This is a genomic window from Granulicella arctica, from assembly GCF_025685605.1.
GTDB classification, from domain to species: Bacteria; Acidobacteriota; Terriglobia; order Terriglobales; family Acidobacteriaceae; genus Edaphobacter; species Edaphobacter arcticus.
This window is the reverse complement of sequence record NZ_JAGTUT010000001.1, coordinates 2,492,959-2,514,579: the sequence shown is the minus strand read 5'-3', so window position 1 is coordinate 2,514,579 and position 21,621 is coordinate 2,492,959. Positions and strand designations below refer to the sequence as shown.

Here is a 21,621-nt window from a genome sequence, read left to right as displayed (position 1 = left end):
AGCCTTTACCCTCGCGCCACAAACCCCAAACCCTGTACCCTTAATCCAACATGAAAAGCGTCCTCATCACCGGCGGCTCCGGCTTCTTCGGCGGTCTCCTCAAGCGCCGCCTCCTCGACGAGAACTACCGCTGCACCAACATCGATCTCGTAGCCGACCCCGACTCCAATCCGAACCTCATCAGCGTGCAAGGCGACATCCGCGACCCGGCCCTCCTGGACAAGCTCTTCGCCGAGCACCACTTCGAAGCCGTCTTCCATTGCGCCGCCCAACTCGCCCACGATGCCATCGATGACAACCTCCTCTGGACCTCGAACGTCGACGGCACCCGCAACCTGGCCGAAGCCGCCCGCCAGCACAGCGTCAAGAAGTTCATCTTCATCTCCTCGAACTGCCTATGGGCCAGCAATCTCGGCCACGACGTCACCGAGGACGAGCCCCCCAACCCCATCGAGCTATACGGCAAATCCAAACTAGCCGGCGAGCAGGTCCTCGCCGACTACCCCGACCTCGATGTCATCACCATTCGCTGCCCCACCATCATCGACAGCGGCCGACTCGGTCTCCTCGCCATCCTCTTCGAGTTCATCGATGACGGCAAGAAGGTCTGGGTCGTCGGCGACGGCGACAATCGCTACCAGTTCATCTACGCCCAGGACCTCGCCACCGCCTGCATCCAGTCCCTCGCTTACGAAGGCTCAAACCTCTTCCACATCGGCTCCGACCACGTCGTCTCCCTCAAGAAGGTCTACGAAGCCATCATCCGAGAAGCCGGTAGCCGCTCCCGCGTAGCCCACCTCCCGAAAGCCCCCACCATCGCCGCGATGCAGCTCGCCCACCGGCTCAAGCTCTCCCCCCTCGGTCCCTACCACTACCAGATGATCGCCGAGAGCTTTGTCTTCTCGACCACCCGCATCCGCGCCGAGCTAGGCTGGACCCCCACCCTCACTAACGAAGAGATGATGGTCCGCGCCTACCGCTACTACGCCGACAATCGCCAGGCCATCCACGCCCGCACCGACGTCTCCGCCCACTCCAAACCCGCCTCCATGGGCATCATCCGCGCCCTCAAATGGCTCTCCTGACAATCTTCGATGTCTATCAGCTGGCTGCGATCAGGCCCGCAAAACTGTTACCACGACGCTACTAACCACTCCATACCTAGGCGGATCGAAGTACCCACCTAACTCACCTGTTTTGAAGACTTTCGTACTTAGGTAGGGGAGGGGGGTACTCAAACCTCAAGCCATGAAAAAGCCTCCTGAAGATCCTTCAGGAGGCTCTCTGGTACAGCAAAACCAAATCTTACTTCTGTACGGAAAAGGTAAACGTCGTCACGCTATGCATCGTCTGACCAGGCTTCAACTCCGTCGTCGGGAAATCAGGATGATTCGGCGAATCCGGGAAGTGCTGCGTCTCGAGGCAGAGCCCGAAGTTCTTCGCATACGCCTTGCCGCTTGGGCCGGTCTTCGATCCATCCAGGAAGTTTCCCGTATAGAACTGAACGCCCGGCTGCGTCGTCGTCACCGTCAACACGCGTCCACTTACCGGATCGTGAACCTTCGCCGCAACCTTCTCGACGCCGTTCTGCCCACGCAAAACCCAGTTGTGGTCATACCCTCCAGCCATCTTCAACTGGTCGTTAGCATCGCCAATCCGCGCGCCGATCACCATCGGCTTCGTGAAGTCGAACGGCGTCCCCGCAACTGGAGCCAGAACGCCCGTCGGGATCAGCCCGGCATCGGTCGGCGTGAACTTGTCCGCGTGGATCTCGATCTCCTGGTTCAGAATCGTTCCCGTCCCTTCGCCCGCCAGGTTGAAGTACGAGTGGTTCGTCAGATTCAGAACCGTATCCTTGTCCGTCGTCGCGGTGTAGTCGATCTTCAGCGCACCACCTTGCAGCGTATATTTCACATGCGCCGTCAGCGTCCCCGGAAAGCCCTGGTCGCCGTCCTTGCTCACCAGCGTCATCTCAACACCACCCGGAATCTCCTTGCCTGTCCAGATCAGGGAGTCGAAACCGACCGTTCCGCCATGCAGCGTATTGATCCCATGATCGTTCAGTGGCAGCGTGTACTCCTTGCCGTCGAGCGAGAACTTGCCATGCGCGATGCGATTGCCATACCGACCGACGATTGAGCCGAAGTAGGTATTCTTGTCGCCCGTGTAGCCGGCAAAGTCCTTGTAGCCCAGAACAACATCCGCAACCTTGCCAGTCTTGTCTGCCGTCTTGATCGAGACGATCCGCGCGCCATAGGTCATGATGCGCGCCTCAACAGCATCGCTCTTCAACGTGTAGATCTCGACAGCCGCGCCGCCCGGTGTGGTCCCGAACGGCTCCTTCGTTACAGCGCCTTGTGCAGTGAGTGCGGTAGTCATGACAGCCAGAATAACCTGTGCAAGTTTCATCGTCAGTAGATCCCCTTAGAAACAGTTGTCGAACCTGCAACGAGCCTGTAATCAACCCGTCGCGAACATCGCCACTATACGTGATTGGCGTTACCCTCTGCGAATCAGCGGCTGCCCTCTGCAATCAGAGATAAGATGATTGCGTCGCAGGAGCACGCTCACACCCTCGATCCCAAGGACCGCAATGCCCCGAACGTCTCGCCGCTCCAGCATCCTCCTTTCAGTCGCCCTGCTCGCTCTCGGCTCACTTGCTCCGTCCACCCTCTTCGCCGCCAAGACCAAGCCAGACCACTGGGTCGGCACCTGGGCGACTGCTCCCATCGCGAGCCCAAACAAGGACATGACCGTAGGCGCGACCGACACGACCTACCGCGAAATCGTCCATGTCTCGATCGGCGGTCCGCTCGCCCGCATCGTCCTCACGAACGAGTTCGGCACCGAACCACTCATCATCGGTGCCGTTCACGCCGCCCTGAGCGTCGGAAATGGCGATATCTCCCTCACCAGCGCCAACGCTCTCACCTTCGGAGGAAGCCCCACCATTACCATCCCGGCCGGCGGAATGGTCGTCAGCGATCCGGCTGCGCTCACCCTCAAGCCATTCGACAACGTGGCCGTCAGCATCTTCGTCCCCGCGCAAACCATCAGCCAGATCAGCGTTCACGGCTACGCCGACCAGACCAGTTACACCGCTCCCGGAAATGTCGTCAGCTCCAAGTCCCTCACCCAACCCACGCCGATCTACTCGTGGCCCTTTCTCAAAGGCATTGACGTCCTCGTCAGTCCCAACACAGCCTCAATCGTGACCTTCGGCGACAGCATTACCGACGGAGCCAAAAGCACCCGCGACGCCAACACACGCTGGCCCGACATCCTCGCCCATCGGTTGCATGACAACAAGAAGACCGCCTCGCTCGGCGTCTTGAACGAAGGCATCGGCGGAAACCGCGTCCTGCATGACGGCACCGGCCCCAACGCCCTCGCCCGCTTCGACCGCGATGTCCTCTCACAAGCCGGAGTCAAATACGTCGTCCTCATGGAGGGCATCAACGACATCGGCAACGCCACCTCGCCCACAAACCCACACGATCCCGTCACCGCCCAGGAGCTCATCCTCGGGCTCGGCCAGCTTGCCGCTAGCGCCCACACACGCGGCATCAAGGTCATAGGCGCAACCCTCACCCCGTACGTTGGAGCAGGCTATCAATCCCCGGCAGGCGAAACCATCCGCCAGGCCGTCAATGACTGGATCCGCACCTCCAAGGACCTCGATGGCGTCATCGACTTCGACAAAGCCACCCGCGATCCGGCAAATCCCGGCGTGTTCCTGCCGTCATGCGACTCCGGCGACCATCTCCACCCCGCAGACGGAGGTTACAAGATCATGGGCGATTCCATCGACCTGGGCCTCTTCACCGACAAGAAGTAGCCCAGACGCAGCAATGGCAGGAGCGTCGCCCCTGCCATTGCTGCGTGCTCAGCCTTCAGCTAGTTCAGCTCGATGCCAGCGAAGAAGTAGCCAATCTCAAATGCAGCCGTATCCTCGGCATCGGAGCCGTGGATCGCATTCTCGCCGATCGACGCTGCAAACTGCTTGCGGATCGTTCCCTCTTCCGCCTGCGCCGGATTCGTCGCGCCCATCAGCTTGCGGAAGTCAGCAATCGCGTTGTCCTTCTCAAGAATCATGGGGAAGATCGGTCCGCTTGACATGAACTCCGTCAGTTCGCCGAAGAAAGGACGCGCCGCGTGAACATGGTAGAAGCCCTCGGCCTGTGCCTTCGAGATCGAGAGCCGCTTGATCGAAACAATCTTGAAGCCTGCCTTCTCAATCGTGGCGAGAATGGCGGCGGTATCGCCCTTGCGAACGGCGTCCGGCTTGATGATGCTGAATGTGCGCTGTGACAACGTAGTTCTCCTTAGTCTTTGCCTGCACCTTCAAGTGTAAAGCAAGCCTGATTTAAGGCTATCCCGAGGGCTCCTCGCGGCGTCCAAAGGGACGTGATGCGCTCAACGGCATGGATCTGGTTCCTGGGCTGCGCGGCCTGGCTCTTCGACGGAGCAGTCAACGTGCACTATCAATCCTGGCTGCACGCGCGCATCGCCTTCACCATCGCGCTCCTCTTTCTAGCCGCCGCACTTTACTATCGCAGCCAGAGCCGCTAGTAGCGCCAGCTCGTCACATCGGCGCCTGCCGGAGCCGTCTTCGCGATACGGTCCATGATCTTTGGCAGGTACATCGTGTTGTAGTGCAGCCGCGAATACGCGTTCGGCAGCGTCGGATCGCCATTCCAGCAATGCTCTGCACGCGGCCCGTACTGCACCTCACCTTCGTAGGGAACGCCATGGCCGGGCGTTCCCGTGGTCTTCAGAAAGTCCTCCATCAGGTAGACTGCATCGTTCAGGAAGTAGGTGTCCTCGCTCCCCACGAAGAGGTGTATCTTGCCCTGAAGCTTGGGCCCGAGGGTCGCCCAGTCCCGCTGCAGCTTCGCGTCGAGATCATAGTGTTCCTTCCAGTATTCGGCTGTCGTGTGGTCAATCTCGCCGGTCTCCTTGTTGAAGATTGGCTGCGGATAACCGTCTTTGCCAACAGGCGAATACACCGCCTGCCAGATATCGAACTGGTCGCCGGATCGACCGTGATCCCCAAGGGCGGCCTCATAGGCGACGTTGTCGCGCACCGAAATCAGCGTGTGCCCCATATAGTCCCGCATCGCCGGCTGCTCGACCCGTTTGTTGGCTCCCTGCAGGTAGAACATGTTCCTTTCCTTGTAGAGATCGACTGTCGTGTAGGCATGGAAGTCGATTGGATCAGGGCACGCCACGAATGCTCCGTTGTAGTGATCCGGATAGAAGATCTGGACCGCCAGCGACTCCCAACCGCCCGTCGATCCGCCATAGAGAAAACGCGCCCAGCCCTGCCCTATCCCGCGAAACTGCTTCTCGACCGCAGGCAACAACTCCGTCTCGATTGCGTCGCCGTAAGGTCCAAGATTTGCCGAGTTCACAGCATACGAGTCGTCGTAGTACGGATTGGCGTGCTGAATCTTGACGATCAGCAGCCGCGGAAATCCCGGGCTGATCCACTGCTGATACTCCTTGTAACCCTCTTCCTGCTGAATGCGGTTGTATCCGGCCAGATGAAAGCGATCAGAGTAGTTCGGCTTAAGATTCGCGTCGGGCGGAGTCGTTCGAAAATCGTCGAAGCCGGTTACGAAATGATCGTGAAAGATCGCAAGCGGATACCGCGCATTCGGATGCGTGTCGAACCCTTCAGGCACCAGCACAATGGCGCTCAGGAACATCGGTCGACCCCAGAACTTCGTCAGCAGCGCGCTCTGAATCTTCAGGTGTCGCACATACTTCGTATCCGGTTCAGGCGCGATCGGCGGAATGATCTGATCGAGTGAAACCGTAATCGCTGCGCCGCCTGGGCCGATGTGCACCGTGCGCGGCTTGCTGTACAGGTTGCCGGGAGCAAGATTCCAGTGCTGCCCCTCGCCGCGATCCGGAGCCAGCTTGATCGTCTTGCCATCCGCCCGATGGAAGGTCTCGTAGACATTCAGTACAGCCTGCACCGTGTAGTCGCCCGGCGGCACATCCTTCAAGCTGCGATACGGATACCCTGCTGCCGATTCGCCGACGATGACCGGCTGGCCCGGCTTTAAGCCATCGACCGTCACGCCGAAGACCATCTGGGAGCGCGGCGTGTCGTTGATCTCCATCCGCGGTTCGACCTTTGAGTCATTCGAGAGCAGCAGCAGCACACGGCCGTCGAGCGGCTTCGCGGATTGTGCGGCGGGAAAGCTGACCGAAATCTTCTGTAGATCGTTCTGCGCTGAAGCGCGGAGAGACAGAACGGCAAGGCCGATAGCGACAGCAGGTGCAAACAGGAAGTGGCGCATGAGGGGAGTATAGCGATCCTCCCCTCATGCGCCACGATTTTCTTGGTTCCTCAATCAGGCCTTGCCGAGCACCCGCGCCATCGCTTCGCCAAGCTCAGCCGGCGACTTGACCACGGTGATTCCAGCCTCCGTCATCGCCTTCATCTTCTCGGCAGCCGTTCCCTCGCCACCCGAGATGATCGCGCCAGCGTGGCCCATGCGACGTCCTGGAGGAGCCGTTTGGCCGGCGATAAAGCCGACAACCGGCTTCGTCACATGCTCCTTGATGTACTTCGCAGCAGCCTCTTCCGCCGAGCCGCCGATCTCGCCGATCATGATGATCGCCTCGGTCTCGGGATCTTCCTGCAACAGCTTCAACGCGTCGATGTGCGTTGTGCCGATGATGGGATCGCCGCCGATGCCGATTGCCGTCGATTGCCCGATGCCGCGCGTCGTCAGTTGGTAGACAGCCTCGTAGGTCAGCGTGCCTGACTTCGAAACAATGCCGACTGAGCCTTCCTTATGGATGCGTCCCGGCATGATGCCGACCTTCGCCTTACCCGGCGAGATCACGCCCGGGCAGTTCGGTCCGATCAGACGCGTCTTCGATTGCCGGACGATCTCCCAGACCTTCACCATGTCGAGCGTTGGAATGCCTTCGGTGATGCAGATCACCAGCGGAAGCGCCGAAGCCGCAGCCTCGAGGATGCCATCCGCAGCAAACGGCGGCGGGACGAAGATGACTGAGACGTTTGCACCCGTCTCCTTCACGGCTTCTTCAACGGTGTTGAAGACCGGGAAGCCGTCGACTGTCGTGCCGCCCTTGCCGGGCGTCACACCACCTACTACGTTGGTACCGTAGTCTCGGCAACCCTGCGCGTGGAAGAGACCTTCACGACCGGTAATTCCCTGCACGATGAGCCGCGTGTTCTTGTCTACCAAAACTGCCATTATTTGCCACCTTTCGCAGCAGCCACAGCAAGGTCCGCGGCATCCTTCATGGTTGTGCCCACCTGGAAGTTCAGGCCGGAATCCGCAAGGATTTTGCGGCCTTCTTCGACGTTCGTGCCTTCGAGGCGCAGGATGATGGGGATCTGGACGTTAAGCTTCTTCGCTGCGTTGACCACGCCCTGGGCGAGTACATCGACGCGCAGGATGCCGCCGAAGATATTGATGAAGATGGCTTTGACGTTGGGATCGGAGAGCAGGATGCCGAAGGCGTTTTCGATCTGTTCCTGGTTGGCACCGCCGCCTACGTCGAGGAAGTTTGCCGCTGCGCCGCCTGCGTACTCGATGATATCCATCGTCGCCATCGCGAGACCTGCACCGTTCACCATGCAGGCGATCGAGCCGTCGAGCTTGATGTAGTTAAGGGCATACTTGGACGCCTCTACTTCAAGCGGATCTTCTTCGGCGAGGTCGCGTAGTTCTTTGAGGTCCTTGTGGCGGAACATGGCGTTGTCATCGAAGTTGATCTTGCAGTCGAGCGCCATCAGCTTGTCGTCTTTGGTTGTGATGAAGGGATTGATCTCCATCAGCGTCGAATCTGTCTCGACAAACGCCTTGTAGAGGCCGGTCATGAACTTCACGGCATCGTTGATCTGCGTTGGCTTCAGCCCAAGCTTGAACGCCAGCTTGCGGGCCTGGTATGGCTGGAAGCCGACCGCCGGTTCGACGTACTCCTTATAGATCAGGTCGGGAGTCGCATGAGCAACCTCCTCGATCTCCATGCCGCCCGACTGCGAAGCCATGAAGACGACCTTCGCGGAAGCACGATCAAGCACCAAGCCGAGGTACAGTTCGCGCTCAATTGCCGAGCCCTCTTCAATCAGCAACCGCTGCACCTTCTGCCCCGCAGGACCGGTCTGATGCGTGATGAGTTGCATGCCGAGAATGGCCTTCGACGCGGCAGCAGCATCCTCAAGTGTCTTCACCACCTTGACGCCGCCACCCTTGCCGCGTCCACCCGCGTGGATCTGCGCCTTAATGACTACGGCCTTGTTCCCGGCAGAGAACAACGTCTTAGCCGCCGTGTCCGCCTGCTCCAGCGTGGTCGCCATCTCGCCGTTCGGCACAGGAACGCCATACTTGCGGAGAATCTCTTTTGCCTGGTACTCGTGAATTTTCATAGGTCGTCTCGCACTCCATCAGCACGGTAATAGTAGAAGACTGGAAGAAGCACTCGCAACGCCGAATTCGCACATCCGGGCGGTTATCGATGCGACTCCATCAAACGTTCATGATTCCTGCGCATTGAACGACTCCTCTAACGGGAACTCTCTGCCTGCTACGCTATCCCTATGTCGCTCCTGACCCAGCTCAAACGCATTGTTGAGCAGCACGAAATCCTGACCCGAACAGAAGCCGCCGACCTCCTTGGCAGCATTCTGCAGGGTGAAGCGACCGAACTGGAGCTTGCCGCACTTCTTGCGGCTCTCGCAATCCGTGGTGAAACCCCGACCGAGATAGCAGGCTTCGTCGACGCCATGCGAGCCGCAGCGACACCGATCCCACTTACGGCAGAAGAGCGCAGCGTACTTGTCGACTCATGCGGCACCGGCGGCGACCACTCCAATACCTTCAACATTTCTACCGCTGCAGCCCTCGTGGCCGCAGCCGCAGGAGCGACGGTCGCCAAGCACGGAAACCGTGCAGTCACCTCACGCTCGGGCTCGGCTGACGTCCTCGAAGCGCTCGGCATCCCAGTCGATCTAGACCCGGTTGCAGCGGCGGACGCGCTCCGACGCCATCGCTTCGCCTATCTCCATGCCCCCAGCCACCATCCTGCGGCAAAGGTAGCCCTGCCCGTCCGGCGCGCATTGGGAATTCGGACCATCTTCAACATCCTCGGCCCGCTTTCAAATCCGGCAGGTGCACAGGCCCAGGTCATGGGGGTCTACAGCGCGCACCTCGTGCCGATCGTTGCTGAGACCATGGTTCTGCTCGGGACGCGTCACGCCTTCGTCGTTCACGGTGATACGGGAAGCCCGGTCGGCGGTATGGACGAACTCTCCATCAGCGGCCCGAGTCAGGTGGCAGAGGTACGCGATGGAGCGATCGTCCTCAGAACCCTCGTTCCCGAAGACTTCGGAGTCCAGCGCGCTTCCATGACGACCATCGCCGGCTCGAACGGCCATAATAACGCCGCCATACTCCGCTCCATCTTCACGGGAGAGATCGGCCCTCGACGCGATATCGTCCTGCTCAATGCTGCAGCGGTCCTCGTCGCAGCAGACTGCGCCCACGACCTCCCGGCTGGACTAAGTCTAGCCGTCGAGGCTATCGACAGCGGCAGAGTTACGGAACTCGTAGCCAATCTCGGCCGTATCCCTTAGCAGCACCATTGGAGTCGCCATGTCGAATGAGACCTTTCCGCCTGCACCCCTTGCGCTCGATCCATCCTTCGCTACAACAGCGCTCGAACTGCCCGGTTATCGCATCGTCAGCAGCCACGGCCTGGTTCGTGGCATTGTCGTCCGCTCTCGCAACATCTTCGCCTCGATCGGCGCTGGCTTGCAGACTTTGATCGGCGGCGACATCACCCTTTACACGCAGCTTTGCGAGAAGACACGCCAGGACTCGCTTGCCATGATGCTGCTGCACGCCTCGCAGCTTGGTGCAAACGCGGTCATCGCCGTTCGGTACGACACGACTGAGATCATGACGGGCGTCAGCGAAGTTCTCGCCTACGGCACTGCTGTCTTCGTTACAAAGATCGAGTAGACTGTCAGCAAATCCAGCAGGAGGTCTTATGGCCCGCGTAACTGGTATTGGCGGCATCTTTCTTCGCTCGCGTGATCCCAAGGCACTTGCAGCCTGGTACGCACAGCATCTCGGGCTTGAACTCAGCGATTACGGCGGAGTCACCTTTCTTTGGAGCGATGAAGTTCCGAAGACGACCGGCATGACGAGCTGGTCCCTCTTTCCCGAAGACAGCCTCTACTTCGGACCATTATCCCAGCGGGCTATGGTTAACTACCGTGTCGATGACCTCGACGCCTTATTGGCCCAACTCACTACGGCAGGCGTCGAGATTGATCCGAAGCGTGAAGACGCTAGTTACGGCCGCTTCGCATGGATCACCGATCCCGAAGGAAATCGCCTGGAACTGTGGCAACCGCTCGCCGATACTCAGTAGACTCGCTTTGACAGAGGGGGAGGTTCAACATGAGCCCTGAAGCGAACGCCGGGATAACTGTACCCAATGTCCAGCAGGCGGTTCCCTTCTTCTGGGTTTTGAACCTCGAAGCTTCCCTCCCGTTTTACGTCGACGGGCTCGGCTTTCGAAAGACAAAGGAATGGATTGTTGAAGGTAAACTCCGCTGGTGCTGGCTTGAACTTGGAGGCGCGGCTCACATGCTCCAGGAGTACGGCCCCAACAATGTCCCTTCCAACAAGCGCGGCGAAGGTGTCTCTATCTGCTTCCAGTGCAGCGATGCGCTCGCGATCTACCACCAGGCAATCGCTCACGGTCTCGAACCCCAACGTCCCTTCGTGGGCAACGGCATGTGGGTCACCATCCTCACCGACCCTGACGGCTACAAGCTTGACTTTGAGAGCCCGACAGACGAGCCGGAAGAGACCCGATACAGCCCTCCTCAATAGCAATGCACCCAATGCCCTATCGTCTCCGGATATCCACCGACTGCCGCGTCGTGCGCCGCTAAGATAGAGATGAAACCATTCGTAAAGGCCCGCATTACCCATGACGAAACCCCTCCCTGGCCGCATTGAAGTGATTACAGGTCCGATGTTCTCGGGCAAGAGTGAAGAGTTGATCCGCCGCCTCAAGCGTGCCCGCATCGCACGGCAACGTGTCGCCTGCTTCAAGCCGGACATTGACCTCCGCTATCACCGCACCGCCATTGCCTCGCACAGCTCGCAAACCCACGAGGCTGAGACCGTCAGCACCACCGAACACCTGAAGTCATCCCTCTTCCCGCAGCTCGACGAGGTCGAGGTTGTTGGCATCGACGAGGTCCAATTTTTTGACGAAGCGATCATCGCGCTCGCCGTGGAACTCGTCCACCTTGGCAAACGCATCATCATCGCCGGCCTCGACACCACCTTCACTGCGGAACCCTTCGGTCCCGTCCCAGCGTTGATGGCGATTGCGGATGAGGTCACGAAGCTCTCCGCCGTCTGCATGACCTGCGGTGCTCCAGCCATCCATACCCAGCGGCTCGGTGCCAGCCAGGAGCTCGTCGTCGTCGGTGCAGCCGGACTCTACGAAGCACGCTGCCGTGCCCATTTTCATCCTTGGCTGGATGAAAACTCGTCCGAGCAGCTAGAGTTCCCTGAGGCTTCCCGGATCCTCTAGGGAGGTTGTCATCTCCGGGCCAACCAACTCTCAAACCTTGTAAATTCATCACATTGCAGTCTTGCGAAACATCTGCGCAAGCTCGTTGCGTTATCCTGTCAATGCACCTGATCGAGGAGATTTCATGCGCACATCGCTCGTTGCACTTAGCCTTTGTCTGATCGCGGCCCCTGCATTTGCCTTTCCGTCTTTTACCAAGGCTAAGGACGCCGTTGTCGTTCCCCTCAAGACCGCAACCGGCGAAGATGCCGGAACCGCCAGCTTCCGCGAAGGCAAGAAGGGTCAGCTTTCCATCAAGTTGAGCCTCAAGAACCTCCCCATCGGCGATCATGCCGTCCATATCCACCAGAACCCCGTCTGCGACGCTCCGGACTTCAAGACTGCCGGCGGCCACTTCAATCCCGAAAGCAAGCAGCATGGCTCTTTGAATCCGATGGGCCATCACGCCGGTGATCTACCCGAGAACATCACCATCGGGGAGCAGCACACCGCAGAACTCACCGTAAAGGTGAACTATCTGTCGCTCGATCCAACCTCCCCCAACTCCGTCTTCGGCCATTCCATCATGGTTCATGAGAAGGCTGACGACATGAAGACCGACCCTACTGGCAACGCTGGCAATCGGATCGCCTGCGGCGTTATTACCGCCCCGACACCCTAGTCGCAAGCTGCATTGAACCATCGCGAACGCCCCTGCGTATCAATACGCATGGGCGTTCTGCACATGGCGATACCTTCCTTTCCGCCGGGCATGGGACACGTTCCCCTCCCGCGAAGCCTTCCTCCGCGCGTTGCCCCCGTGGTTCCTCCTCGCGAACCTGACCGCCCATCCGCCCCGCAGCGCGATACACTTCAGCAATCCCCGGCTGCAAGGGCGCATGAGGCGAAGTTGGCACGAACTCCTGAAGAAGAGGCTGCATACGAAGCCACGCAGCTAGCCACGCAGAAGCTGGTCCGGCAGTGTCTTGCGGGCGAACAGCACGCGTGGCAGCAGCTCGTGGTTGCGCAGCATCGTCGCATCTACGCCATCTGCTACCGCTTCACTGGCAGCGGGACCGATGCCGAAGACCTTACGCAGGACGTATTTCTCAAGGTTTACAAGAATCTCGAGAGCTTCGATACCTCAAAAGGGAGCTTTTCTACCTGGATCACCACGCTGACGCGCAATCTGCTCGTCGATCACTTCCGGCGTACCCGGCTGGACCGAGCATCCGATTCTTTGGACGCCACCTTCAACGGTGAAGACGACGGTCCAACGATGGCTGAGCGCCTTACCGATCCGCGGCCCTCGCAGGAGCATCATGTCGCCGGGCTGGAGCTGAAGGTCCGGATCCAGGAAGCCCTCGCGCAACTCTCGCCCGAGCTCCGCGAGGCTGTCATCCTCCGCGACCTCGAAGACATGGACTACAAAGAGATCGCCCAGGTCCTTCGGATACCCGAAGGTACTGTAAAAAGCCGTATAAGCCGCGGCCGCGGGGAACTGGCAAAGCTTTTACAACGTATAGAAGGGCAGGTGATGTAAGTGGCCAAGTTCAATCAAGACCTTCCTCAATTCGGTAGCGCCAAGCCCGCAAACACGGGCGGTTCGCAGCATTGCGCACAATGCGAAGCGATGCTGGCCGACGTTATGGACGGCACCCTCTCGGCAGAGGATCAGACACGGTTCGATCAGCATCTGGCCGGTTGCGTCAGTTGCAGTCAGATGCTCGCTGAGGCAGAGCGTGGGGCTGCCTGGCTGGAGATGTTGCGGACGCCGCAGCCCGAGCCCCCGGACGCTCTCCTCGAACTCATCCTCGCCCGCACCAGCGGTATTGCTCCGTCGGCACAGCTGCGAAATCTCTCTATCCTGCCTACCCCGAACACTTTGATCGCACCCACTGCAAGCCTCGCGGGAGCAGGAAGCGCCTTACCCGTCCGGACGGCAGCCGTACTTCCCTTCCGCAGCCGGGTCGCCGCCGCCTTCCATGTGAAGTCCATTGGCCAGAGCCTGCTCCAGCCCAGACTTGCGATGACGGCAGCGATGGCGTTCTTCTCAATCGGTCTGACCCTGAATCTCACGGGGGTGCGTCTCAACGAATTGCGCGCAAGCGACCTCAAGCCATCGAGCGTCAAACGCAGCTTTTACCAGGCGAATGCACACGTCGTTCGCTACGTTGACAACCTTCGGGCGGTATACGAGCTCGAATCCCGCGTCCGCGACCTTCAGCGATCCACCGACAACGACATTCCAGCCTCGCCACAGTCCACCGATAAGAAGGACGACTCAGCACCTGGAACTAAAAACGGGCAGCCCGATCAAAAACAAAATCGGCCGCGCACCGGCTCCGGTACCAGCCGTAGGCAGGTACCCGCCGATCCCATGTCCCTCGCTTCGCTGTATTTTGCAGACTTCACGACTTCCCCATCGTTGAGCCTTGTACGCGTCTCTGCCACCACCAGCAGCACCCTGCAGGAAGGGGAATTCGTATGAACTGCGCCAATCACCCAGATCGTGAACGTGTAGCTTTTTGTCAGAATTGCGGCAAGCCGCTTTGCAGTGAATGCACCCGGACCGTCGGGACTGCCGTCTTCTGTGAACCCTGCTTGGCAGCACGTCTCGCCGCTGCAGATACTGCCACCTCTGCCTCGGGTACACCCTACGGAAATGTCAATGTCCCGTACGGCGCATCAGCAGTGCCTCTAATTCCAGGCGCTCCCAACCCTGCACTCGCGGGTCTGCTGGGCCTGATCCCCGGGGTCGGCGCGATGTACAACGGGCAGTACGCGAAGGGCGTTGTCCACCTCGTGATCTTTGCGGTTCTCGTGAGCCTGTCGAACAACAATGGTCTTTTCGGACTCTTTGTCGCTGGCTGGGTGTTCTATCAGGTCTTTGAGGCATACCACACAGCCCGCGCCCGCCGCGATGGCACGCCGCTCCCGAACCCCTTTGGGCTCAATGACATCGGCGAGAAGCTTGGCTTCAACAAATCCTGGACCGCTACTGCCCCACCTCCTCCAGGTGGACCGACTGGGTCAGCCCAGACCGTATCCGAGCAGCCATTCACGCCAAACCCACAAGGAACACAGGGCTTCGTTGCCAATGACGGGACTCGCTTCACGCAATCTCCTGATGGATCGCAGAGCTTCGTTGGCAATGATGGAAGTCACTTCAAGCAGGGGGGAGGAGCAGGTCAGACCTATGGCGGAGCCGGGACCTACAGCAACGTGCCCTTCGGACCACCCAATGCTGGCTACGGGCCGTCCGTGCCCCCATATGTCCCAACCTCGCCGTACAACGACCCCGATCTTGTTTCCCAAAGAAATCGCTTTCCTGTAGGCGCCATCCTGCTCATCGCCTTCGGGGTCCTGTTCTTCTTCGGAAGCACCGGTTGGTTCCACAACTTCCCTGTCGAGCGTGTTATTCCATTTATCCTGATCGCGACAGGTGTTTGGATCTTCGTCCGCAAGATGACAAACACCGGCGTTGGCATCTCTGATGACGGTACACCCGGCTATCGTCTGCGCCTTTTCCGTGCCTTACGGGGGTCGATCTGGGTCGTCCTGGTCGGCGTTCTCTTTCTTCTGGACACGTTCGACATCCTCTCGTGGTCGCATAGCTGGCCCCTTTTCATCATCGTCGCCGGTCTCATGACGTTCTTCGAGCGGTCAACCTACAGCGCCGCGGCACCCCTACCCTATAGCTATCCCGCCTATCCGCAGGCAGCCGGCACAAATCCAACTCCCCCGACCAGCACATCGGTTGCACCCGTAACAACGCACGACGAAGAGGAGAGATAATCATGGCTGGCTATCCTCCACCGTACCCTCCTACCCCACCACCTTATGGTCCGCCGAACGGCCAGGACTGGAAGTATCAACGCCGCATCATGCGCGACCAGGCACGCGCGCAGAAAGATCTCTACCGCCAGCAGATGAGGGGCTTACGCCGGCGGTCTATTCTTGGGCCGGTCATAGTGATCTTGGTAGGTGTCATCTTCCTGCTCACCCAGACAGGGCACCTGCATAGTGATCGCGTCTGGGAGCTTTACGGGCACTGGTGGCCGCTTCTGTTAGTCGTTATCGGCTTGGTTCTAGTCGCCGAATGGGGTGTCGACCAGTTCCGCACACCGGACCCCCAACGACCCTATGTACGCCGGAGCGTTGGCGGCGGCGTGATCTTCCTCATTATCATCCTCGGTCTTGTAGGACTTTTCTTCACCGGTGGACATGGTGGACGTGACTACTTTGGCCACGGAATTAACTTCAACTCCGACAACATTCAGGAGTTCCTTGGTGACAAGCACGAGAGCGATGAGATTCTAACGGATGCTTTCCCGGCCGGCGGAGCGCTCACAATCGATAATCCTCGGGGGGAAATCACCGTAAGCGGTACCAGCACAGATGGCCTTATTCATCTCTCAGTTCACAAACAGGTCTACTCACGCTCCGATGCAGATGCCGAGAAGAAGGCGCGCGATCTATCACCCGAAATAGAGAGCAGAAACAATCAAACCTCTATCAAAGTTCCTACGGTCGCAGGCTCAGTAGTAGACCTCAACTTGACCGTCCCACCAGCTTCAAACGTCACCCTGACCGCAAATCACGGTGACATTCACGTTGACTCACTCAAGTCGCCGCTTACCGTTACTGCGAACCACGGCGATGTCTCACTTTCAGCCATTGCCGGGCCGATCACTGCCCATATCAACAATGGTGGATCTTCTTTCTCGGCGCACGGTGTTACCGGCGCAGTGTCGCTCGAAGGGCACGGCCAGGATCTTACGGTCTCCGATATCGCCGGCCCGGTTACTCTTTCCGGTGACTTTTATGGCACGACGCACCTTGAACACATTACAAGTGCGGTCAGATTCCACACGAGCCGCACCGACTTCCAACTTGGTCGTCTCGACGGCACAATGGAGATCAGTCCAGACGCCGACCTCTCGGCAGACCAGGCTGTCGGACCCGTTGTTCTGACGACGCGTAATCGCAACATAACCCTGGAACGGATCTCCGGCGACCTCTCCGTCACCAACAGGAACGGCTCGGTCGATCTGACCAGTGCACCTCCAATCGGCAATGTAACGGTGCAGAACCGCAACGGTTCCGTAAGCCTGACCCTTCCTGACCACGCCAACTTCGTCGTAAATGCCGAAACAAGCGATGGCGATGTGGAGAACGACTTCTCGCTCCCGTCCCAGGAGAATGAAAGCCGCAAAATTCTCAACGGCACTATCGGGAAAGGCGGCTCGCTGATTCGCATCAACACCAGCCAAGGAGACGTATCCCTGAAAAAAGCCTCAATTGCGCCGCTTCCGATCGCCCCGCCGCGCCCTCCAGTGGCGCCCGCAGCACCGCAGATCAACATCAAGGACGAGGACGGTAGCAGCGTTTACGTCGGTAAAGACGGTGTGAGGATCACGTCTGGTGCCGACGGAAGCAGTGTAGTTGTCGGGAAAGAAGGACTCAGGATCACCGCTAACGCCGACGGTAGCAGCTCTTATAAGAGCAAAGACGGAACGCAACTAACCGAAGGTGCTGACGGAAGCAAGATCTACAAAGGCCGCGACGGCACTCACTACACCGAAAGCGCCGACGGCGGCAAGGTCTACAAGGGAAGCGACGGAACCCGAATTACTATCAGCGCAAGCGGCAGTCAGATCGCCAAATCGTCCGGTGGAGTTGAACTTAGCGACAGCGAAGTTCGTGACAGGCTGAGACGCGTCCAAGACGATGTTCGCAGGACAGAACAAGAGCGCGACGATGAACGTAGATCGAGCCGACACTAAGGAAACGAAGATTTGCGGTAGCCCAGAAGAGGTCCGGACGATGTCCGTACCTCTTCTAGCTTCTGCAACGTGCAGAGTGACTCCGTCGAACGTTTTAGACGTCAGTGCAAAGAGTGAGGGGCGATCCTCCAGGGAAGATTATTCTGGACTGCAGTGATGCCATAGTCATTTAGCTGACGCTAGCCTCCCAGCGCTCGGAATGATATCTGAGTAGGAGTTCTGGAAGGCTTGCAACCCTCAGCGGCTGGACGATAAGCCGGCGAGACTACATAGTCGACATAGCCTCTTAGCTGAACCTACCTACACAGACAAAGCGGTACTACAGCGGTTAGTTCTCGAATTCGCAGCTCAACCAGGCACCGCTTGCTTCGTCGGTATGCCTTGAGTACTCGACTACTTAAGGCTTTCTGGTCGTACACCGAATGAGCCAAACCTGAGGAGAAGCGTCGAGCCCACAGCTCAGCAAATCAGCAGTCAGTAATTACGAGCGCTGGCTTATTAGGACCCCAACTCTAAAGGCGTTCTGCGCGGCGATCTTATTAGGGATAGGGCCATATTAGAGAACAAGCAGTCTCGCAGGCCAGATGCATTGAGCAGCTATCAATCGAGTTCAGTTGCTGAATGTACCCACCTCATCACATAAAGCAGTGTCCCCAAATCAAGCTCGTCATTTCACGAGCAAGAGGCACCCGGACCGCTAGAAAGTGGCATCATTTGCAAGGCTCACCACCAGTCACGACCTTTGCGAAGATTCATCGAGACGGACAGATATTTTCTCAAGTTGATGCGAAGTCTCCCAACATTTGGAGATGAGCAGAAATCGAGATTGACCTACCGCCGCTACTACATAGCCAAAACTGCACCGTAGGCTACATCTCCTCATTACGACGAGATGTACGCCCAGATCCGATAAGCCGGGCAGACTTCAGACAAACAACCTGCTAAACAGTAAAAAGCCCCATCCTGTGAAGGATGGGGCTTCTGTATTATGCCGGCGATCACCTAATCTCCCACACACTTACGCGTGCAGTACCATCGGCCCAACGAGGCTTAACTTCCGTGTTCGGGATGGGAACGGGTGTGACCCTCGCGGTAAACTCACCGGCAAACTTTAGAAATATCGCTCACGCGATCTTCCACAACTGAATAGATTGGGTTTAGACGTCTATTACATGTTGCGTATTGCCCAAAAGTATAACTACAAAGCTTGTATTGAATGACTCTAGAACAGTGGACTTTCTCACTGCGCAGAGTAAATTCTATGGACAAGCCGAACGGGCGATTAGTACTGGTAAGCTACATGCATTACTGCACTTCAACCTCCAGCCTATCAACCAGGTGGTCTTCCTGGGCCCTTCATTTCCCTTTTGGGTTGGGAGATCTCATCTTAGAGCGTGCTTCCCGCTTATATGCATTCAGCGGTTATCACAACCGAACTTCGCTACCCAGCCGTGCCCTTGGCAGGACAACTGGAACACAAGAGGTTCGTCCATCCCGGTCCTCTCGTACTAAGGACAGCCCTCTTCAAATCTCCTACGCCCACAGCAGATAGAGACCGAACTGTCTCGCGACGTTCTGAACCCAGCTCACGTACCACTTTAATAGGCGAACAGCCTAACCCTTGGAACCTTCTACAGCTCCAGGATGTGATGAGCCGACATCGAGGTGCCAAACCGAAGCGTCGATATGAACTCTTGGCTTCGATCAGCCTGTTATCCCCGGCGTACCTTTTATCCGTTGAGCGATGGCCCTTCCATACAGAACCACCGGATCACTAAGGCCTGCTTTCGCATCTGCTCGACTTGTAGGTCTCGCAGTTAACCACACTTATGCCTTTGCACTCGACGGTCGATTTCCAAACGACCTGAGTGTAGCTTCGCGCGCCTCCGTTACAATTTAGGAGGCGACCGCCCCAGTCAAACTACCCGTCTTACTATGTCCCTCTCCCGGATCACGGGAGCAGGTTAGAATCACAACAATCGCAGGGTGGTATCTCACCGTTGGCTCCACCAAACCCAAAAGTCTGGTATCAAAGCCTCCCACCTATCCTGCGCAGCAATGGCCGTAACTCATAGTAAAAGTATAGTAAAGGTGCACGGGGTCTTTTCGTCTAGCTGCGGGTAACCGGCATCTTCACCGGTACTACAAGTTCGCCGAGCAACTCGTTAAGACAGTCGAACGATCGTTACTCCATTCGTGCAGGTCGGAACTTACCCGACAAGGAATTTCGCTACCTTAGGACCGTTATAGTTACGGCCGCCGTTCACCGGGGCTTCAATTCAAAGCTTCGCCTTGCGGCTAACCTCTCCTTTTAACCTTCCGGCACCGGGCAGGAGTCAGCCCCTATACGTCGTTTTTGACTTTGCAGAGACCTGTGTTTTTGTTAAACAGTCGCCGTTCGCGTTTCACTGCGGCCACTTTGGGCTTGCACCCTAGTGGCGACCCTTCTCCCGAAGTTACGGGTCTAATTTGCCGAGTTCCTTAACAAGCTTTCACTCGAGCGCCTTTGGATATTCTCCTCGTCTACCTGTGTCGGTTTGTGGTACGGTTCCCAATTCCTCTCCTTAGAGGTTTTTCTTGGCAGCATGAAATCAGCAGCTTTCAGCCATACGGCTTACTGCTTTACGCCTCACTGTTAAGACTCTCCGGATTTGCCTAGAGAATCCAGCTTACGCGTATCGAACCCCATAGCCATAGGAGGTCCTGCTTATCCTTCTGCGTCACCCCATCGTAATAACGAGATATTGGGAGGTCCGGAATATTAACCGGATTTCCATCGCTTACGCCTTTCGGCCTCAGCTTAGGGACCGCCTAACCCTGAGCGGATTAACCTTCCTCAGGAAACCTTAGACTTTCGGCGTGAAGGGTTCTCACCTTCATTATCGCTACTTATGCCGGCAGGGTCTCTTCTCTAATGTCCACGTATCTTCCCAGTTACGCTTCATCCACGAGAGAATGCTCTCCTACCACGTACCTCTAAAAGAGGTACATCCGCAGCTTCGGTATACAGTTTTAGCCCCGTTGTATTGTCGGCACCGGACCTCTTGACCAGTGAGCTATTACGCTTTCTTTAAAGGATGGCTGCTTCTAAGCCAACCTCCTGGCTGTCTGAGAGTTCCGACTTCCTTTCCCACTTAACTGTAATTTTGGGACCTTAGCTGGCGGTCTGGACTGTTTTCCTTTTGACTGTGAAGCTTAGCCCCCACAGTCTGACTGCCGTACTGGTTGTGATCGGCATTCGAAGTTTGGTTGGATTCAGTAAGCCGGAAAGCCCCCTAGTCCATCCATGTCTCTACCACCGATCCAAATCATACGACGCTAGCCCTAAAGCTATTTCGGAGAGAACGAGCTATCACGGAATTTGATTAGCCTTTCACCCCTACCCTCAGCTCATCCGAGCTTTTTTCAACAAACACCGGTTCGGTCCTCCAATAGGTATTACCCTATCTTCAACCTGGCCAAGGGTAGATCATCCCGCTTCGCGTCTATTCCTGCCAACTTATCGCCCTATTCAGACTCGCTTTCGCTGCGGCTCGCTCACGCTTAACCTTGCTGACAAGAATAACTAGCCGGCTCATTATGCAATAGGCACGCGGTCAGACATTCCCTTACGGGCATAGTCCTCCCACTGCTTGTAGGCACACGGTTTCAGGTACTTTTCACTCCCCTCAATGGGGTGCTTTTCGCCTTTCCCTCACGGTACTGGTTCACTATCGGTCAGAAACGAGTATTTAGCCTTACGGGATGGTCCCCGTGGATTCAAGCAGGGTTTCTCGTGCCCCGCCTTACTCAGGTACCTGCTTCGAGTCTGGATCGTTTTCGCCTACGGGTCTGTCACCCTCTTTGGATCCTCTTTCCAGAGGATTCAGCTAACAACCAGATTGGTAACTCTACTTTTGCAGGCCCTACAACCCCCGAGACACCGAAATGTCACGGGTTTGGGCTGTTCCGGTTTCGCTCGCCACTACTACCGGAATCGAGGTTTCTTTCTCCTCCTGGAGGTACTGAGATGGTTCACTTCCCTCCGTTCGCTTGTTCCTACCTATGAATTCAGTAGGACATACCCAGGTTTTACCTGGGTGGGTTTCCCCATTCGGAAATCTCCGGATCAACGCGTGTGTGCCGCTCCCCGAAGCTTATCGCAGCTTGCCGCGTCCTTCATCGCCTGTTTCTGCCAAGGCATCCACCGTGCGCCCTTAGTAGCTTGACCATAGAATTTACTCGCACGCAGCAGAGCAACAAC

General features: G+C 57.6%; 18 protein-coding genes, 2 rRNA genes and 1 pseudogene. 14 read left to right on the top strand and 7 right to left on the bottom strand.

The features are described 5' to 3' along the window. The first annotated feature begins 50 nt into the window (after positions 1–50). Positions 51–1,085 (top strand): NAD-dependent epimerase/dehydratase family protein, encoded by a 1,035-nt coding sequence (locus OHL20_RS10535; protein WP_263383144.1) that lies wholly within the window; start codon positions 51–53, stop codon positions 1,083–1,085. Between the two features lie 220 nt (positions 1,086–1,305). Here the strand turns inward: OHL20_RS10535 and OHL20_RS10530 are convergent, their stop codons facing one another. Next, positions 1,306–2,409, bottom strand: coding sequence for an aldose epimerase family protein (locus OHL20_RS10530; RefSeq protein WP_263383143.1), 1,104 nt, complete (start codon positions 2,407–2,409; stop codon positions 1,306–1,308). 184 nt (positions 2,410–2,593) lie between these two features. On the opposite strand from OHL20_RS10530, the gene OHL20_RS10525 reads away from it, so the two are divergent. Beyond that, positions 2,594–3,838: an SGNH/GDSL hydrolase family protein gene (locus tag OHL20_RS10525; protein ID WP_263383142.1), complete on the top strand. Its 1,245-nt coding sequence runs from the start codon at positions 2,594–2,596 to the stop codon at positions 3,836–3,838. A gap of 59 nt (positions 3,839–3,897) precedes the next feature. Here OHL20_RS10525 and ndk read toward each other — a convergent pair whose 3' ends face one another. After that, a complete protein-coding gene (gene ndk / locus OHL20_RS10520; RefSeq protein WP_263383141.1) occupies positions 3,898–4,314 on the bottom strand; it encodes a nucleoside-diphosphate kinase in 417 nt (138 codons plus the stop codon). Between the two features lie 96 nt (positions 4,315–4,410). On the opposite strand from ndk, the gene OHL20_RS10515 reads away from it, so the two are divergent. Then, on the top strand, positions 4,411–4,572 hold the full coding sequence (locus OHL20_RS10515) for a hypothetical protein (protein ID WP_263383140.1): 162 nt from the start codon (positions 4,411–4,413) through the stop codon (positions 4,570–4,572). Here the strand turns inward: OHL20_RS10515 and OHL20_RS10510 are convergent. From OHL20_RS10510 to sucC, 3 genes are read right to left on the bottom strand one after another with little or no spacing between them, the layout of a single operon-like run. Next, a complete protein-coding gene (locus OHL20_RS10510) occupies positions 4,569–6,311 on the bottom strand; it encodes a hypothetical protein (protein ID WP_263383139.1) in 1,743 nt (580 codons plus the stop codon). The genes OHL20_RS10515 and OHL20_RS10510 overlap by 4 nt on opposite strands. A 54-nt stretch (positions 6,312–6,365) precedes the next feature. Then, positions 6,366–7,241 (bottom strand): succinate--CoA ligase subunit alpha, encoded by an 876-nt coding sequence (gene sucD / locus OHL20_RS10505; protein ID WP_263383138.1) that lies wholly within the window; start codon positions 7,239–7,241, stop codon positions 6,366–6,368. Beyond that, on the bottom strand, positions 7,241–8,419 hold the full coding sequence (sucC, locus tag OHL20_RS10500; RefSeq protein WP_263383137.1) for an ADP-forming succinate--CoA ligase subunit beta: 1,179 nt from the start codon (positions 8,417–8,419) through the stop codon (positions 7,241–7,243). Before sucC ends, sucD begins: the two co-directional genes overlap by 1 nt. 171 nt (positions 8,420–8,590) lie before the next feature. Between sucC and trpD the strand changes: the two genes are divergently transcribed. The 11 genes and pseudogenes from trpD (at position 8,591) to OHL20_RS10450 (ending at position 17,378) form a co-directional block, all read left to right on the top strand. Beyond that, positions 8,591–9,625, top strand: coding sequence for an anthranilate phosphoribosyltransferase (trpD, locus tag OHL20_RS10495; RefSeq protein WP_263383136.1), 1,035 nt, complete (start codon positions 8,591–8,593; stop codon positions 9,623–9,625). A 19-nt stretch (positions 9,626–9,644) separates the two neighbouring features. Next, positions 9,645–10,013 (top strand): YbjQ family protein, encoded by a 369-nt coding sequence (locus OHL20_RS10490; RefSeq protein ID WP_263383135.1) that lies wholly within the window; start codon positions 9,645–9,647, stop codon positions 10,011–10,013. A 28-nt stretch (positions 10,014–10,041) separates the two neighbouring features. Continuing rightward, the gene (locus OHL20_RS10485; protein ID WP_263383134.1) at positions 10,042–10,428 is read left to right on the top strand and encodes a VOC family protein; all 387 of its coding nucleotides are present in this window, start codon (positions 10,042–10,044) and stop codon (positions 10,426–10,428) included. A 29-nt stretch (positions 10,429–10,457) separates the two neighbouring features. After that, entirely contained in the window at positions 10,458–10,895 is a 438-nt protein-coding gene (locus OHL20_RS10480) for a VOC family protein (RefSeq protein WP_263383133.1), read from the top strand. A gap of 100 nt (positions 10,896–10,995) precedes the next feature. Continuing rightward, entirely contained in the window at positions 10,996–11,610 is a 615-nt protein-coding gene (locus tag OHL20_RS10475; protein ID WP_263383132.1) for a thymidine kinase, read from the top strand. A gap of 124 nt (positions 11,611–11,734) precedes the next feature. Further along, positions 11,735–12,271: a superoxide dismutase family protein gene (locus OHL20_RS10470; protein WP_263383131.1), complete on the top strand. Its 537-nt coding sequence runs from the start codon at positions 11,735–11,737 to the stop codon at positions 12,269–12,271. Between the two features lie 63 nt (positions 12,272–12,334). Next, positions 12,335–13,132, top strand: coding sequence for an RNA polymerase sigma factor (locus OHL20_RS10465; RefSeq protein ID WP_263383130.1), 798 nt, complete (start codon positions 12,335–12,337; stop codon positions 13,130–13,132). Then, positions 13,133–14,080, top strand: coding sequence for a zf-HC2 domain-containing protein (locus OHL20_RS10460; protein ID WP_263383129.1), 948 nt, complete (start codon positions 13,133–13,135; stop codon positions 14,078–14,080). Continuing rightward, positions 14,077–14,148, top strand: a pseudogene (locus tag OHL20_RS25200) (B-box zinc finger protein); the annotation flags it as partial. The gene OHL20_RS10460 and the pseudogene OHL20_RS25200, both read left to right, overlap by 4 nt. Before the next feature lie 45 nt (positions 14,149–14,193). After that, positions 14,194–15,387: a LiaI-LiaF-like domain-containing protein gene (locus OHL20_RS10455; protein ID WP_263383128.1), complete on the top strand. Its 1,194-nt coding sequence runs from the start codon at positions 14,194–14,196 to the stop codon at positions 15,385–15,387. Positions 15,388–15,389: 2 nt separating this feature from the next. Then, on the top strand, positions 15,390–17,378 hold the full coding sequence (locus tag OHL20_RS10450) for a DUF4097 family beta strand repeat-containing protein (protein WP_263383127.1): 1,989 nt from the start codon (positions 15,390–15,392) through the stop codon (positions 17,376–17,378). Positions 17,379–18,367: 989 nt separating this feature from the next. Here the strand turns inward: OHL20_RS10450 and rrf are convergent. Together rrf and OHL20_RS10440 are read right to left on the bottom strand one after the other, a co-directional pair. After that, positions 18,368–18,484, bottom strand: a 5S ribosomal RNA gene (rrf, locus tag OHL20_RS10445). A 155-nt stretch (positions 18,485–18,639) separates the two neighbouring features. Next, a 23S ribosomal RNA gene (locus OHL20_RS10440) occupies positions 18,640–21,588 on the bottom strand. Positions 21,589–21,621 lie beyond the last annotated feature (33 nt).